The 13,785-nt window shown below is 71.9% G+C and carries 12 protein-coding genes; 4 read left to right on the plus strand and 8 right to left on the minus strand.

Annotated features, from left to right (window positions below; translation table 11 throughout):
* Positions 1-13: 13 nt before the first annotated feature.
* From IEX42_RS07375 to IEX42_RS07390, 4 genes are all read right to left on the minus strand, one after another.
* On the minus strand, positions 14-424 hold the full coding sequence (locus IEX42_RS07375; protein ID WP_188779194.1) for a cold-shock protein: 411 nt from the start codon (positions 422-424) through the stop codon (positions 14-16).
* A 102-nt stretch (positions 425-526) separates the two neighbouring features.
* Entirely contained in the window at positions 527-1,087 is a 561-nt protein-coding gene (locus IEX42_RS07380; RefSeq protein ID WP_188779195.1) for a calcium-binding protein, read from the minus strand.
* Positions 1,088-1,228: 141 nt separating this feature from the next.
* A complete protein-coding gene (locus tag IEX42_RS07385) occupies positions 1,229-2,911 on the minus strand; it encodes a dihydroxyacetone kinase subunit DhaK (RefSeq protein WP_188779196.1) in 1,683 nt (560 codons plus the stop codon).
* A complete protein-coding gene (locus IEX42_RS07390) occupies positions 2,908-4,578 on the minus strand; it encodes an AMP-binding protein (RefSeq protein ID WP_188779197.1) in 1,671 nt (556 codons plus the stop codon). The genes IEX42_RS07385 and IEX42_RS07390 overlap by 4 nt, the downstream gene beginning before the upstream one ends.
* Positions 4,579-4,723: 145 nt before the next feature.
* On the opposite strand from IEX42_RS07390, the gene IEX42_RS07395 reads away from it, so the two are divergent.
* The gene (locus tag IEX42_RS07395; protein ID WP_188779198.1) at positions 4,724-5,263 is read left to right on the plus strand and encodes a chlorite dismutase family protein; all 540 of its coding nucleotides are present in this window, start codon (positions 4,724-4,726) and stop codon (positions 5,261-5,263) included.
* Positions 5,264-5,590: 327 nt separating this feature from the next.
* Here IEX42_RS07395 and IEX42_RS07400 read toward each other — a convergent pair whose 3' ends face one another.
* The 3 genes from IEX42_RS07400 to IEX42_RS07410 form a co-directional block, all read right to left on the minus strand.
* Positions 5,591-6,121 carry a phosphotransferase gene (locus IEX42_RS07400; RefSeq protein WP_188779199.1) on the minus strand — a complete coding sequence of 177 codons (531 nt, stop codon included), beginning with the start codon at positions 6,119-6,121 and terminating at the stop codon, positions 5,591-5,593.
* A gap of 207 nt (positions 6,122-6,328) precedes the next feature.
* On the minus strand, positions 6,329-7,141 hold the full coding sequence (locus IEX42_RS07405) for an ABC transporter permease (RefSeq protein WP_188779200.1): 813 nt from the start codon (positions 7,139-7,141) through the stop codon (positions 6,329-6,331).
* Complete coding sequence (locus tag IEX42_RS07410; protein ID WP_229660692.1) at positions 7,138-8,079, minus strand: ATP-binding cassette domain-containing protein; 942 nt, start codon at positions 8,077-8,079, stop codon at positions 7,138-7,140. The genes IEX42_RS07405 and IEX42_RS07410 overlap by 4 nt, the downstream gene beginning before the upstream one ends.
* 66 nt (positions 8,080-8,145) lie before the next feature.
* Here IEX42_RS07410 and IEX42_RS07415 point away from each other — a divergent pair, with 66 nt between their 5' ends.
* From IEX42_RS07415 to IEX42_RS07425, 3 genes are all read left to right on the plus strand, one after another.
* Positions 8,146-10,326 carry a helicase C-terminal domain-containing protein gene (locus IEX42_RS07415; protein WP_188779201.1) on the plus strand — a complete coding sequence of 727 codons (2,181 nt, stop codon included), beginning with the start codon at positions 8,146-8,148 and terminating at the stop codon, positions 10,324-10,326.
* Between the two features lie 182 nt (positions 10,327-10,508).
* Positions 10,509-11,141, plus strand: a complete 633-nt coding sequence (locus IEX42_RS07420; protein ID WP_188779202.1) for a TetR/AcrR family transcriptional regulator — start codon at positions 10,509-10,511, stop codon at positions 11,139-11,141.
* Positions 11,138-12,721 (plus strand): MDR family MFS transporter, encoded by a 1,584-nt coding sequence (locus IEX42_RS07425; protein WP_188779203.1) that lies wholly within the window; start codon positions 11,138-11,140, stop codon positions 12,719-12,721. The genes IEX42_RS07420 and IEX42_RS07425 overlap by 4 nt, the downstream gene beginning before the upstream one ends.
* A 60-nt stretch (positions 12,722-12,781) precedes the next feature.
* On the opposite strand, the gene IEX42_RS07430 is transcribed toward IEX42_RS07425, so the two are convergent.
* Positions 12,782-13,783 (minus strand): glycine betaine ABC transporter substrate-binding protein, encoded by a 1,002-nt coding sequence (locus IEX42_RS07430; protein ID WP_188779204.1) that lies wholly within the window; start codon positions 13,781-13,783, stop codon positions 12,782-12,784.
* Positions 13,784-13,785 lie beyond the last annotated feature (2 nt).

A 13,785-nucleotide genomic window follows, 5' to 3' on the forward strand; every position in this document is an offset into this window, starting at 1 on the left:
GCGAAGCGCGGAATCAGTCCAGCTCGTCCGCCAGCGCCCGCAGCAGCTTCGCCGTGGGCTTGGCGGTGCGGGCGTCGGGGCGCCGGCCGTGCTGATAGCCCTCGGAGACGCCCTCGAGCAGCTTGATGAGGTCCTCGACGATGCCGGCCATCTCCTCCGGCTTCTTGCGCTGGGCCGACCGTTGCGCCGACCGGGCGGACCGCTGGTTGGCGACCACGCTCTCGGACTCCAGCAGCGTCACCTGCAGCGCCTGGTCGCCGCGGCGCCCCTGGGCGACTCCGAACTCGACGCGGGCACCGTTCTTCAGCGTGGTCGTGCCCTCGGGCAGCGCGGAGGCGTTGACGTAGACGTCGTCGCCGTCCTCGCGGGAGAGGAAGCCGAAGCCCTTCTCCGCGTCGTACCACTTGACCTTCCCCGTGGGCACAGGCCTGCCTCCCTCAACGAACCGAGTCGCCCCGGTGGACCGGGACCGTAGGAAGCCTACGGAACTCCTGCCCCTCGGGGCGACCGGCTTCTGCAAGGAGGCCTACGGGAAGCCGATCAGCGTCTCGCAGGTACGTGCCCGGTCGGTGCCCTGCCCGCCGTTGCAGACGTCGCTCTGCTTGCCCCCGACGACGGTGTCGTTGCCGATGCCGCCGAGAACGTGGTCGTCGCCGTCGTTGCCCCGGACGACGTCGTTCCCGTCGTTGCCGTGCACGGTGTCGTCGCCCGCCTGGCCGTAGACCCGGTCGTCGCCGGCCTGGCCCCGCAGCACGTCGTCGCCGGTCGAGCCGTAGACCGTGTCGTCACCGGGGCCGGCGCAGACCACGTCGCCGCCGGCGCCGGCCCGGATCGTGTCCTTGCCCGTGGTGCCGACGATGACGTCGTCGCCGGACGTGCCGGTGAAGGTGGTGACACCGGTCGACGGGTCGGTCGAGACGGCGACCCCGGGGGTCGTCGCCATGCCGAGGCAGGCGGTCCCGCCGTCGTCGGCCGCTCCCCCTGCGGTGGTGGCCGACGCGGGGCCGAGCGCGGCGGGTCCGGTCAGGGCGAGCGCCGCGGAGCCGAGCAGGCCCCCGATCAGGTGGCGGCGTCGACGTGGGGTCATGGTCCGGCTCCTCGGCTCGAGCACCCACCCGCGTGGGTGTACGCGCCGGAATCTAGGAAGGCCGGCGCGGTACGCCCATAGCCCGCTCGGACTAGTACGGACCAGTTTCTCGAGACGATTCACCGGGTTTGCTGGGGTCTGTCACTCTTCGCGAAGCAGCCCGTCGAGGTCGGCGCGCAGCGCGGCGTCCTCGGCGCCGGTCACCGCCTCGTGCAGCGCGAGCAGCAGGGCGGCCAGACCGACCGCCCCGGGGTCGGGCCGGCCCAGTGCCCGGTCGCCGAGGTAGCTGGCCCGCCCGCGGCGCGCCCGCAGGTCCGAGGTACGACGGGCGCCCTCGAGCGCGGCGGAGACCGCGGCCGCGTCGAGGTGGCGGCGCGGCCGGTCCTTGTCGTACGAGGCCGGGCCGAGCGCGTCGAGGAGCGTGCGATCGCCGATCTCGGCGCCACCCGCCTCCCGGACCGCGTCCAGTCCCGCGCGCAGGCCGTCGGCGAGCGCTCGCGCCGGGTCGTCGCCATCCTGCGCGAGCGCGGCGGCGGCGTGCCGCAGGACGAGCCCGAACAGCGGTCCGCTCGACCCGCCGACGGAGTCGAGGAACGCGTCGGCGAGGACGCGCAGGTCCGCCGGGAGGTCGCCCGCGACACCTGCGCGCGCGGCTGCCGCCGTACCGCCGGCGAGGTTGGTCCCGAGGTCGCCGTCGCCGGCGTGCTGGTCCAGCCGGTCCAGCGCCGGGCGCAGCTGCGCGAACCGCTCGGCGAGCGCGCCCAGCCAGGGCGAGGAGCCGGCGCTCCCCGTGCCGGGGTCGGGCTCGCGGCGGGTGACCTCTCCCAGCGGCACCGGGCGGGGCAGGCCGGTGGTGGCGTGGCCGGCGTACCAGTGCTGCAGCCAGTCCTCCTCGGCCGCCGTGAGCGTGAGCGAGAAGCCGCGCATGTCCAGCGCCGAGACGAAGGTCCCCGCGGTCACGCAACGGACGCGCACCCCGCGATCGGTCAGCGCCGCGTGCGCGAGACCCGCGACGTGCAGCAGCTCGAGGTTGCTGACCGCTCCGAGGCCGTTGACCAGGACGAGCACACCGTCCTGGCCGACCGGCAGGGCCTCGTGCAGCGCGCCGGCCATTCGCTCGACCAGGACGTCGAGCCCCTCATCGGTCGCGGTCGAGGCGGCGCGCTCGCCGTGGATGCCGACGCCGTACTCCAGCTCACCGTCGTCCAGGGTGAACGCCGGGTTCCCGTCACCCGGCGCGTGGTGCGCACCCGAGGCGACCGCGAGGGTCCGCGAGCGCTCGACCACGCGGCGGCCGAGCGCGGCGAGCGTCGTCAGGTCGGCTCCTGTGTCGGCCGCGGCCCCGAGCACCTTCTCCACGACCACCGTCGCCCCGGTGCCGCGGCGACCCACCTCGGCGTCGTCGCTGCCGAGGTCGTCGTCGACCACGACCTCCTCCACCTCGATCCCCTCGGCGCGCAGCCGCTCGGCGGCGATGTGGAAGTTGATCCGGTCCCCGGTGTAGTTCTTCACCACGTGCAGCACGCCGCCGGCGCGGGCGACCTCGCGGCCGGCGGCGTACAGCTGGCCGTTGTGCGGCGAGGTGAACACCTCCCCCGGTACCGCCGCGTCGAGGCCGCCGCGGCCCACGAAGCCGGCGTGCATCGGCTCGTGGCCGGCACCGCCGCCGGAGACCAGCGCGACCACCCGCCCGGGGTCGGGGTCGGTCGCCCATGCGTACGCGGGCTCGACGCTGGTGGCGGTCGTGCCGCCGCTCGTGAGTGCCACGCCCTCCAGCGCGTACGACGACGGCGAGCGGTCGCGGGCGAGGAAGCTGCGGGTCATCGGGCGTCGTGGCCGCGGCCGACGAGGCCGAGCCGCTCCGCGGAGACCTGGCGCATCTCCACCTTGCGGATCTTCCCGGTGACGGTCATCGGGAACTCGCTCACCACCATCACGTAGCGCGGCAGCTTGTAGTGGGCGAGCCTGCCCTGGCAGAAGTCCCGCACGGCGTCGACGTCGAGCGCCTCGCGCCCCTCCTTCATCACGATCCAGGCGCACAGCTCCTCGCCGTACCGCTCGTCGGGCACGCCGACCACCTGCACGTCGGCGATGTCGGGGTGGGTGTAGAGGAACTCCTCGATCTCGCGCGGGTACACGTTCTCCCCGCCCCTGATCACCATGTCCTTGATCCGTCCGACGATCGTGCAGTAGCCGTCGGCGCGCATCTCGGCGAGGTCCCCGGTGTGCATCCACCCGTCGGCGTCGATCGCCTCGGCGGTCTTGGCCTCGTCGTCCCAGTAGCCCAGCATCACCGAGTAGCCGCGGGTGCAGAACTCCCCCGGCGTCCCCCTCGGCACGGTCTCGCCGGTGGCCGGGTCGACGACCTTGATCTCCACGTGCGGGTGCACGCGGCCGATGGTCGCGGTACGCCGCTCGAGGTCGTCGTCGGCGCGGGTCTGGCAGGAGACCGGCGACGTCTCGGTCATCCCGTACGCGATCGAGACGCCCGCCATGTTCATGTCGTTCACGCAGCGCTTCATCACCTCGATCGGGCAGATCGAGCCGGCCATGATCCCGGCCCGGAGCGTGGAGAAGTCCGTGCTCGCGAAGTCGGGGTGGTTCTGCATCGCGATGAACATGGTCGGGACGCCGTACTGCACCGTCACGCGCTCGGCGGCGATCGTGGCCAGCGACTCGCCGGCGTCGAAGCCCGGCCCCGGGATGACCATCGTGGCGCCGTGCGTGGTGCAGCCGAGGTTGGCCATCACCATCCCGAAGCAGTGGTAGAAGGGCACCGGGATCGCCAGCCGGTCCTCTGCGGTGAGCTCGATCGTCTCGGTGGTGAGGTAGCCGTTGTTCAGGATGTTGCGGTGGCTCAGCGTCGCACCCTTGGGGTAGCCGGTGGTGCCCGACGTGTACTGGATGTTGATCGGGTCGCCGGGGCTCAGCGTCGCCATCCGCTCGGCGACCGCCGACTCGGCGACGCTCTCCCCCTCGGCCACCAGCGCGTCCCAGTCCTCGGTGCCGAGGTAGACGATCCGCTCCAGCGTCGGCGTCTCGTTCGCGGTCTCCTCGAGCATGGCCCGGTAGTCCGAGGTCTTGTGCGCCGTGGCGCTGACGAGCATCCGCAGGCCGGACTGGTTCACGGCGTACGCCAGCTCGCGGGTGCGGTACGACGGGTTGACGTTGACCAGGATTGCGCCGATCTTCGCGGTGGCGTACTGCACCAGGGTCCACTCCGTGCAGTTCGGGGCCCAGATCCCGATCCGGTCGCCGGTCTCCAGGCCGGCCGCCAGCAGTCCGCGGGCCACCGCGTCGACGTCGCAGTCCAGCTCGGCGTACGTCCACCGCCGCCCGCTCGCCACCTCCACCAGCGCCTCGCGGTCGCCGTGCTCGGCCACCGTCCGCTCGAAGTTCGCGCCGATCGTCTCCTCCAGCAGCGGCGGCGAGTCCTCTCCCTGCGCGTACGACGGCTCGGCTGACTGGTCGCTGTGCGGCTGCGCGGTCATGGAGCGAGCGTAGTGACCCGGGTCACGTCGGCGACAGTGCCCGTCGCCGCCGTCGAGAGGCAACCTCGCATCTGAGAGCGGGCCATCGGGCCTCGAGGCCGATGACGCGTTGCGGCCGAGGTCGGCGGTCAGGTTGAGTGCCCAGGTGCCGATCACCGTGTTCGCCGGAGGCGAGGTGGGCCAGTGGCGGGTGGAGACGGTCGCGGCGGTGTCCGGACCGCCACTGCCGGTGGTGCCGCGGCTCTCCGTCTCCGACGCGACGCACCGTGGTGACACAGACGCGGTGTGGGCGTTACGCGGGCTGACCAGCAACACCCGCTACACCCGCCGAGACGAGCGGGAGGCGTTGGCGGCAAGGCAGGCAGGACTCGGCCGGCCGGAGGCGACCCGCGCTGCTCTCATCCCGATCAGCAAGTCCGCAGCGTGGTGGGCGCTCGCGCAGGACGAGCGCCGGCTGCTGTTCGAGGAGACCTCCCACCACATCTCCATCGGGATGGACTACCTCCCGGCCGTCGCCCGCCGCCTCCTCCACGGCCGCGACCTCGACGAGCCCTTCGACTTCCTCACCTGGTTCGAGTACAGCCCCGACGATGCGCCGGCGTTCGAGGATCTCGTCGCCCGGCTGCGCACCACGACGGAGTGGGAGTACGTGGAACGCGAGATCGACATCCGCCTCGTGCGTTGAGCTGCCCCTCCCGCCTCGTTCGGGATGGTCATGCGGAGCGTGCCCACAGCACGATCCCTGTCCGGGACTTGGTGACTTCGCTGGAGTTGGCCCGCCAGAGGCCTCAGAACGTGGCGAGTGCCCAACGGTCAAACCGCCCCGTGTTCGTTGACAGCCATACGATCTGTTGATGCAGCCACGAGCCCGGTGGTGAGGGTCGACCAGCTCGCTCGTGCATGACTCGCTCCCGTTCGGCGCGAGCTGCCGTGCGGGCGCCGAAGCTGCGGAGGTCCAGCGTGCTCGGCCCGTAGGCATCGATGAAGGCGGACAGCAGAACAAGCTGGCGCTCTAGTTGCCGCTCAGTCTCGGGCCCGAGAAACCACAGCACGCCGCGTACGCCAGGTCGTCCTCTCGCTCACCTGGGGAGACTTGGTCGAAGTCGATGACCCCGGTTGGTAGGCCTTCAATCTGCGCTCGGCCGCTTTCCGCTGGGGGCGTCCCGGCCGAGAAGACGAGGTTGTGCGGCCCGAAGTCGTTGTGGCACACGACTGGCCGGCCAGCGGCAAGTAGAGAACCCGCCGTCGCGTCAGGAAGCCCGCGCAGAAAGGTCGCGGCTACGCGCACCTGCGGCTCAGCCCACCGACCACGGGGTAGGGGTTCAGGTACTACTCCAGGCTGGAAGGTGAGGATCTCTCGATCCTGATCGTCCTGACCGAGGTACCGCGGCACCCAGGTCAGGCCGAGGACGGCGAGATGGTCCAGCACGCGGTGCACGTACTCGGAGTAGGCGCCAACGGGCCGTCGCACGGTGTTGCTCACGCGGACCACGCCCTTGGTGATGCGCCCGCCGGTCAGCGCGATCTCCTCTTCGCTGCTCATCCTCGGACGGTAGGTCAACGGCGCCCCTACTCCTCACATGCGTGACCGCGCACCTCACCGCTACCGGTCTCGACAACCGCTCCCTCGCTGACGCTCGGTCACTGCTCGACCTCCGGTGGTCGCCGTCGCCGCGGACCTCACCGTTGCCGGTCTCGACAGACGCTCACTCGCTGACGCTCGCTCACTGCTCGGCCTCCGGCTGACGCCTCAGGCGTCGCGGCGGGTGAAGGCGACGTACGCCGCGATCATCAGCACCACGGTCAGGCCGCCGAAGATCACCGTGCCTCCGACGGCGGAGAGCGGGTCGCCGAAGGTGCCGGACGCCTCGCTGAGGACGTCGGTCATCCGGCGCTGGGCGGAGAAGGGCAGCAAGCGCGTCACCGCCACGGCGTCGTTGAGCGAGGGGACCAGCACGAAGACCAGGCGGATGACGTTCTCCACCAGCAGCGGCCAAAGGAAGATCGCCGTCAGCGCGAACGCCTGCGAGCGGGTCAGCGAAGTGAACGCCATCGCCAGCCAGGTGAGGAGCAGCGTCGAGAGCAGCTGCCAGGCCATCGTCTGGAAGGTCGCGCCGTCGAGGACGCTGGCGTAGCCGTCGAGCAGCACCTCGCCGATCACGCCGCTGACCAGCATCGTGACCAGCTGCGCCACGACGACCCAGGCGCCGACGACGACGTACTTCGCCACCCAGAGCGCCTCGCGCGAGCGCAGCGCGGTGAGCGAGGCCCGGATCATGCCGTGGCGGTACTCGTGGCCCCACGCGAAGATCCCGACGATCGCCAGCAGGAAGCCGACCAGGCTCGGGACCTGGCCGGTGGCGGCGAGCTGAGTGACGACGAACGGCCCCAGGCCCTCGATGTCGGAGCCGCTGGGCGGGTTCTTCCCGAACTCGTGCGCGCTGAGCGCGGAGATCAGCAGGGCCAGCCCGATGCCGACGACGAGCGCCGCCCCGGTCAGCCACCAGGTCGAGCGGATCGTGGTCAGCCGGGCCCACTCGTACCGCAGCGCGTCGCGGATCACGGCCGCCTCCCCTCCGTCGCCGGGAGGCTGCCAGGCACCAGCGCCGCGAACTCCTCCGCGCCGCCGGTGGCCTCGAGGAAGGCCTCCTCCAGCGTGGCCTGCTGCGGAGTCAGCTCGTGCAGCGTCGCACCGCGCTCGTGGGCGAGGTCCCCGATCCGCGACGCGGAGAGACCGGAGACGACGAGCGTCCCGTTCTCCTCGCGTACGTCGGCCCCGGCTCCGCGCAGCGCCTCGGCCAGGACGTCACCCTGAGGCGAGCGTACGAGGACCGGGCGCTGACGGGCCGACCCGACGAAGTCGCCGACCGGCCCGCTGGCGATCAGCCGGCCGCGACCGATGACCACCAGCTCGTCGGCCAGCAGCGCCATCTCCGAGAGCAGGTGGCTGGAGACCAGGACGGACCGTCCCTGCGAGGCGAGGTGCTTGAGCAGCTCGCGCATCCACTGGATGCCCTGTGGGTCCAGCCCGTTCGCGGGCTCGTCGAGGATCAGCGTGTCGGGGTCGCCGAGCAGGCTCGCCGCCAGGCCGAGCCGCTGGCCCATGCCGAGCGAGAAGCTCTTCGGCTTCGCGCGCGCCACCTCCGTCAGCCCGACCAGCGCCAGCACCTCGTCGACCCTCGTCGCCGGCACCCGGTTCGCGGCAGCCAGCATCCGCAGGTGGTTGCGCGCGGTGCGCGTCGGGTGGAACGGCTTGGCCTCCAGCAGCGACCCCACCCGCGTCATCGGCTGCTCCAGGGCCGTGAACGGCTTCCCGTCGAAGGTGGTGCTCCCCGCGCCGGAGTCCAGCCCGAGCATCAGCCGCATCGTCGTGGACTTCCCGGCGCCGTTGGGTCCGAGGAAGCCGGTCACGCTCCCGGGGTGCACCTCGAAGGACAGGTCGGTCACCACCGGCCGTCCTCCGTACGACTTGCCGAGCCCCTCGGCCTTGATCAGTGCCATGCGCCCAGTCTCGCCCACCCCCGGGTGACACCGTCGCTCGACGCGTCCGCGAGTAAAATCGAGCGGATGCCCAGCGCCGCTCCCCGTACCCTCGCCGACCAGCTCCGCGGCTGGTCCGACGAGCGCCTCGGCGCGCTGCTGCTGGCCCGTCCCGACGTCGCGGTGCCCACGCCCCACGACTCCGCGCAGCTCGCCGCGCGGCTGTCCACGCGCCCCTCGGTGCTGCGCGCTCTCGACGGGTTGACCCGCCTCGACCTGACGGTGCTCGAGGCGGTCCTGCACCTGGCGCCCACGGGCAGCCCCACGGTGGCCGACGTCGTCCATGCGGCCCCGGAGGCCGTCGGCGACGCACTGGAGCGGCTCGGCGACCTCACCCTGGTCTGGGGGGAGCCGCTGCGGCCGGTGAGTGTGCTCGGCGAGCTGCTCGGCGTCGTCCAGGGCGCTTCGTCCGACGACGCCGCGGAGCTGCGCGAGGGCCTCTCCGAGCCCGCTCGCGCGATGCTCGACCACCTCGACCACGAGGACGCGGGCGGCCGGACGGACACCGTCTCCCCCGTGCTGCGTGAGCTCCTCGACGCACGGCTGGTCGCCTGGCGCGGGGAGGACCGGCGCCAGGTCGTGCTGCCCTGGTCGGTACGGGTCGGTCTGCGCGGTGGTCGCTCGACGCGCGAGGACGTCGACGTCCCCCCGCCGCTGGAGACGCTCGACCGACCCGCCCAGCGCGTCGACCGGGCGGCGGCGGGCGCGGCCTTCGAGCTCGTACGACGCACGGACCTGCTGCTCGACCACTGGGGTACGACGCCTCCCGCCGTCCTGCGCTCGGGAGGGCTCGGAGTCCGCGACCTGCGCGCGGTCGCGGACCTGCTGCAGGTGTCCCCCACCGAGGCCGGCCTGGTCGTCGAGACCGCAGCGGCCGCCGGTCTGCTCGCCGTTGGGGCGACCGACGAGGTGGACCCCGCCTGGCTCCCCACCGACGCCTACGACACCTGGCAGGAGCAGCCCGCAGCCGACCGGTGGGCGCTGCTCGCACGGGCCTGGCTGGCCAGTCCGCGGATGGCGTCGCTCGTCGGCGGCCGCGACGAGCAGGACCGGCCGGTCAACGCGCTGACACCCGAGCTGGCGCGCGGCTGGCTGCCCGCGCTGAGGCACGAGGCGCTGACCGAGCTCGCCGGTGCCGAGGGTGGCCTGGCCGGCGAGGACGGCCTCACCTCGCTGGTCGCCCGGATGCGGTGGCGGCACCCCCGCCGCCCGACCACCCGCGCCGACGCCGTCCGGGCCGTGCTCGAGGAGGCGGCTCTCGTCGGGATCACCGGACGGGACGCGCTGGCGTCGCCCGGACGCGCACTGGGCGCCGGTGACGACGCGGCCGCCGCGCTGGCCCCGCTGCTGCCCGAGCCGGTCGACCACGTCCTCCTCCAGGCCGACCTCACCGCCGTCGCCCCGGGCCCGCTCGAGACCGCACTGGCACGCTCGCTCGGGTTGCTCGCCGACGTGGAGTCACGGGGCGGGGCCACGACGTACCGCTTCACCGCGGCCAGCATCCGGCGCGCCTTCGACGCCGGCTGGTCGGCCGGCGAGGTCAAGGACCTGCTCGCCGCCGCGTCGCGGACCGACGTCCCGCAGGCGCTGGACTACCTGGTGGACGACGTCTCACGGCGGTTCGGGACCCTGCGCGCCGGTGTCGCCTCGGCATTCCTGCGCAGCGACGACGAGGCCGCGCTGAGCGAGCTGCTGCACCGCGGCACGTCGCTCGGGCTGCGGCGGATCGCGCCGACGGTGCTCGTCAGTGACACCCCGCTCGACGTCCTCCTCCCCCGCCTGCGCGAGCTCGGTGCGGCTCCCGTGGTCGAGGCGGCCGACGGGACCGTGCGTGTCGCCAGGCCCGACGTCCACCGCGCCCGGCGCCGACGGCGTGACCACGACGCCGAGCCCGCGGAGCCGCAGCTGGACGGGTCGCGCCTCGGGGTGCTGGTGGGCGCGGTACGCGCCGGCGACCGGCTGGCCGCGAGCCGGCCCGCCGGTCAGCGCGCCACGTCGCCGGGCGACGTCCTGCGCCTGCTGCGGCAGAGCGCGGAGGACGGCGAGCAGGTACGCATCGGGTACGTCGACAACCACGGCACGCACGCCGAGCGCGTCGTCGACCCCCTGCGCATCGACGACGGGCGCCTGGTCGCCCACGACCAGCGCGCGCGGGAGACCCGTACCTTCGCGATCCACCGGATCGCCGAGGCCACCCGCCTGGGCTGAGGTCGTCCTCGCCTCACCGGGTCTCGACGTCCTCCCTTCGACAGGCTCAGGACATCGCCCTCGCTGGCGCTCGGTCGGGCTCGACCACCCACGTACCCGGCTCCACCACTCCGGACGTCGAGTCGAAACTTCCTGCGTCGATGCATGTTTGCATAACTGCAACTTTGCAGTACTGTAGAAACATGACCACGACAGAGCCCGGCCTCCGCGAGCGCAAGCGCCTCGCGACGCGGGCGCGCATCGAGAAGGCGGCGGTGGAGCTGGTGCTCGCCGACGGGCTGGACGGCGCGACCATCGAGGCGATCAGCGAGCGGGCGGAGATCTCCGCGCGCACCTTCTTCAACTACTTCGACTCCAAGGACGCCGCCGTCCTCGGCGTGACGCCCGACGAGGCGTCCGAGGCCGAGCACGGCGACGTCGTCGCCGGCCTGCGCGACCTCGCCGAGGTCGATCCGCTGCGGGCCGTCGTCCGCCTCGCGGTCACCGAGACCGGCGTCCTCGACCAGAGCGACAACACGCTGCACCGGCGCCGCAAGGAGCTGATCCGGCGGCACCCCGACCTCGTCCAGAGCCAGTTCGTCCGGCTGATGCACCGCAAGGAGCGGATGGTCGCCTCGGTCACCGAGCTGCTGCGGGCCGGAAGCGCGTTCCCCGCGGCGGAGCTGTCGACGTACGCCGACCTCGTGCTGGTCCTCGCGCTGACCACCGTGCGCACCACCGTCGAGAACGCGCCCGACGACTCGGACCTCGACCCCGCGGACATCGAAGCCCGCGCCCTCGACCTCATCACCACCCTCACCAGGAGCCTCGCATGAGCCAAACCACCACACCCGGCCGTTCCGCCCCGGAGACCAGCACCCGCAGCGTGCTGCTGGTCTTCGCGGGCCTGGTGATGGCGATGCTGCTCGCCTCGCTGGACCAGACGATCTTCTCGACCGCGCTGCCCACCATCGTCGGCGACCTGCACGGCGTCGACCAGATGCTGTGGGTGACGACGGCGTACATCCTCGCCTCGACCGTGATGATGCCGGTCTACGGCAAGGTCGGCGACCTGATCGGCCGCAAGCCGATCTTCATCGCCGCGATCAGCCTCTTCCTCGTCGGCTCGGTGATCGGCGGGCTCGCCACGAGCATGCCGGTGCTGATCGCCGGCCGGGCCGTCCAGGGCATCGGCGGCGGTGGTCTGATGATCCTCGCCCAGGCGATCATCGCCGACATCGTCCCGGCTCGGCAGCGTGGGCGCTACATGGGGATCCTCGGCGGCGTCTTCGCCCTCTCCTCGGTGGCCGGCCCGCTGCTGGGCGGCTTCTTCACCGAGCACGTCGGCTGGCGCTGGGCCTTCTGGATGAACCTCCCGCTCGGCCTCCTCGCGATCATCGCCGCCGTCGCGTTCCTCAAGCTCCCGGTGCGCAGCCACTCCCGCCCGCAGCTCGACGTCGCCGGCACGGCGAGCCTCGCCGTCGCCTCTGCGGCCCTCGTGCTGGTCTCGGTGTGGGGCGGCACCACGTACGACTGGACCTCGCCGCAGATCCTCGGCCTGATCGCACTGACCGTCCTGGCCGCGATCAGCTTCGTGGTCGCCGAGCGGCGGGCCGCCGAGCCGGTGATGCCGCTGCGGATGTTCCGCGAGCGCAACTTCGTGCTCACCACCGCGGCTGGCCTGATCATCGGGATCGCGATGTTCGGGGCGCTGGCCTACCTGCCGACGTACCTGCAGATGGTCACCGGCGCCTCCGCCACCGAGGCGGGTCTGCTGATGATCCCGATGATGGCGGGCCTGCTCGTCACCTCGACCGTCTCCGGACAGGTGGTCAGCCGGACCGGTCGCTACAAGGCCTTCCCGGTGGTCGGCACGTTGATCGTCGCCGTCGCACTGGGCCTGATGGCCTCCATGGACCCCGGCACACCGACCGTGGTGATCTGCACCTACCTCGCCGTCATGGGTATCGGGCTCGGCCTGGCCATGCAGATCCTGGTGCTCGTCGTGCAGAACACCTTCTCCCCGCGCGAGGTGGGCACGGCGACGGCGGCGAACAACTACTTCCGCCAGATCGGCGCCTCGCTGGGCTCGGCGGTCGTGGGCACGATCTTCTCCTCGCGCCTGGTCGACCTGCTCTCCGGCTCCTCGCTCGGCGGCACGGGTGGCGGCGACGCCGCGAACTCCCTCACGCCCGACGCCGTACGCCAGCTGCCCGAGGCGGCGCGGACGGTCGTGGTCGACGCCTACAGCAACGCGCTGACGCCGGTCTTCGGCTACCTGCTGCCGCTGCTGGTGGTCGCTGCGGCGCTGCTGCTGTTCGTCAAGGAGAAGCCGCTCGCCACGACGATCGACTCCTCTGAGCCGACCGAGGAGACCGAGGACGCCGCGTCCGAGGCGGGACTCGCGACCGTCTGAGCGCCGTACGACGAAGGAGCCGGCCACCTTTGGGGTGGCCGGCTCCTTGGCGTCTCAGCGCTACTTGTCGGTGACGAAGCCGTTCTGCTTCAGCCAGTCGTACGCGACGTCGGCGGGCTCCTCGCCGTCGACGTCCACCTTGGCGTTGAGCTTCAGCAGCACCTCGTTGGTCAGCTTCTTCGCGACCGGCTCTATCAGGTCGGCGATCTGCGGGTACTTCTTCGCGGTCTCGTCGCGCAGCACCAGCGAGACGTTGTAGTTCGGGAAGAACTTCTTGTCGTCCTCGAGCACGTTGAGGTTCAGCGACACGATCCGGCCGTCGGTGGTGAACACCTCGCCGAAGTTGCACTCGCCTCGCGCCGTGGCGGCGTACACCGCACCGGTCTGGTACGTCTGCAGGTTGCGTCGCGGCACGCCGTTCGGGTCGCCGAGCGGGATGCCGTACGTCTTCAGCAGGCCGGGCATCCCGTCGGGTCGGTTGAGCAGCTCGGACTCCACGCAGAAGGTCCGCTCGCTGACCGGCAGCGTCGCGATCTGGGAGAACTTGGTGATGTTGCCGAACTTCTTCTTCCCGGCCTGGGTCGTCGCGAAGGCGTAGGTGTTGTTCATCGGCGCGGGCGGGAGCCAGTCCAGCTGGTTCTTCTTCTGGTCCTCGTCGCGGACGGCGGTGTACTGCTTCTCCTCGTCCTTGATCGGCTTGTCGTGGCCGAGGTAGGTGATCCACCCGGTTCCGGTGTACTCCCACTGGGCGTCGATCTGGTTGGTCAGCATCGCCTGTCGGGCGGCTGCACTCCCGGGGATGTTGGTGAGGTCCTTGACGTTGGCCCCGTCGGACTGCATCAGGATGATCGCCATCTTGCCGAGGATGATGTTCTCGGAGAAGTTCTTCGACCCCACGGCGACGCTGGCGCCGTCCATCGACTTCACGTCCTCGAGCGGGCCGGCCAGCTTCCCGGTCGCGACGAAACCACCGGCGGTGCCCAGGCCGAGACATCCCGACGACAGCAGGGCGGTCGAGACGAGCCCGGCGAGGAGCGCGAGTCGCGCCTTGGTGGATCTCATCG

The organism is Marmoricola endophyticus (assembly GCF_014644415.1).
Lineage (GTDB): Bacteria > Actinomycetota > Actinomycetes > Propionibacteriales > Nocardioidaceae > Marmoricola > Marmoricola endophyticus.